The organism is Streptomyces sp. PU-14G, assembly GCF_041028275.1.
GTDB lineage: Bacteria > Actinomycetota > Actinomycetes > Streptomycetales > Streptomycetaceae > Streptomyces.
Genome location: NZ_JASKYT010000684.1, coordinates 1 through 1,668 on the forward strand (window position 1 = coordinate 1; position 1,668 = coordinate 1,668).

Annotated in this window: 3 protein-coding genes; 2 read left to right on the forward strand and 1 reads right to left on the reverse strand. The window is 72.1% G+C overall.

Going from position 1 to position 1,668, the window contains the following annotated elements:
- Nucleotides 1-27 precede the first annotated feature (27 nt).
- Nucleotides 28-546, reverse strand: a complete 519-nt coding sequence (locus tag AB8Z75_RS34690) for a LacI family DNA-binding transcriptional regulator (RefSeq protein WP_369209079.1) — start codon at nt 544-546, stop codon at nt 28-30.
- On the opposite strand from AB8Z75_RS34690, the gene AB8Z75_RS34695 reads away from it, so the two are divergent.
- Complete coding sequence (locus tag AB8Z75_RS34695) at nt 469-1,221, forward strand: glutamine amidotransferase (protein ID WP_369209081.1); 753 nt, start codon at nt 469-471, stop codon at nt 1,219-1,221. The genes AB8Z75_RS34690 and AB8Z75_RS34695 overlap by 78 nt on opposite strands.
- A 258-nt stretch (nt 1,222-1,479) precedes the next feature.
- Nucleotides 1,480-1,668, forward strand: a 189-nt coding sequence (locus tag AB8Z75_RS34700) for a hypothetical protein (RefSeq protein ID WP_369209083.1), incomplete at its 3' end; no start/stop codon positions are given.

Here is a 1,668-nt window from a genome sequence, read left to right on the forward strand (position 1 = left end):
TCATCGCACTGATCGTGCCCGACCTCGTCAACCCGTTCTTCGCCGAACTGGCCGAGGAGATCGCCGCCACGGCCGCGGCCGGCGGGCGGTGCCTCGTACCCCAGGTCGCGGACCGCGGCGTCGATACGTCCGGCGGTCTCGGGGTTCAGGTGCGGGCTCCGGGGCCGCGGCGGGCGGTGCCTCGTACCCCAGGTCGCGGACCGCGGCGTCGATACGTCCGGCGGTCTCGGGGTTCACCTTCAGTTGTCCGCGCAGATACCGGGACACCGTGGACGCCGAGACGTGTGCGTGTTGCGCAACACGGGCCAGGGTCACGCTCTCCTCCTCTTCGCCGGTGTGCGCATGTAGCTCGAGAGTGTACCGACTGTCTTTCTTCCTCCACCCATTGACTGCGCACAACGGCAGTCCTAACGTTGCGCAACAACAAGCAAGACAGCACAATTTTTGCGCAACACCGAGGAGACAAGCATGGCCCGCGTCCTGCTCGCAGGCGAGTCCTGGATCAACGCCTCGACCGACTTCAAGGGCTACGACGCCTTCCCCCACGCCCAGCTCGAAATCGGGGCCACCCCGCTCATCGAGGCGCTGGAGGCCGAGGGACACCAGGTCACGCACCTGCCCTCGCACGCGGTGGCGACCGACTTCCCCGAGACGCTGGAGAAGCTCGGTGCCTACGACGTCGTGATCCTCTCCGACATCGGCGCCAACTCCCTGCTGCTGCCTCCGCAGGTCTTCGCGCAGGGGCGCCCCTTCCCCAACCGCCTGAAGCTGCTCGCGGAGTGGGTGCGCCGGGGCGGCGGGCTGGCGATGGCCGGGGGCTATCTGAGCTTCCAGGGCTTCCAGGCCAAGGCCAACTACCACGACACCCCCGTCGAGGCCGTGCTGCCCGTCTCGATCCTCCCCTACGACGACCGCGTGGAGTGCCCCGAAGGGGTCACCGGCGAACTGTCCGGCGAGGACCACCCCGTCACCGCCGGACTCGACGCCACCTGGCCCCTCCTGCTCGGCTACCAGAAGCTGACCGCCAAGCCGGACGCGCGGGTGCTGGCCACCGTCGAGTCCCGCCCGCTGCTGGCCGTGCGGGACGAGGGCGCGGGACGCACGCTCGCCTTCGCCTCCGACATCTCCCCGCACTGGGCCCCCACCGAGTTCGTCGAGTGGGCGGGCTACCGGCGGCTGTTCCACCAGGCCGTGAGCTGGCTCGCGGGAAGCGCGGAGTGACCCCGCGTGGCGCCTCCAGGGGCCACGGTGGCGGGCGGCTCCGAGGGGCCCGTGCGGCGGAGCACCGCACGGCCGCCCCGTAACGGAGGACCACGCACGCTCCGCAGCGCAAAGGCGAGCACGCCCGGCCGCCGGCAGGCGCGCATGCCCCTCAACGGAGAGGCGAGCAGGCCCGGCCGCCGGCAGGCGAACACACCTCGCAGCGGAGAGACGAGCACGCCCCGCCGCCGGCAGGCGAGCACACCTCGCGGAGCAGAGGTGGTCGCCGACTCGGCGGACACCTCGCGGCGGACCCGTACGCTGTCCCCGGAAGGGGACCTCGTCGCCCTGGAAGCCGACGGCAGCGCGGTACCGGCGTGCGGCGCCGAGCGGACCGTCCACGTGGCAGCCCGTATCGGCACCCCCGCCCGCACCGGCCCGGCCGGAGCCACCACCGCGGCCGGGGAC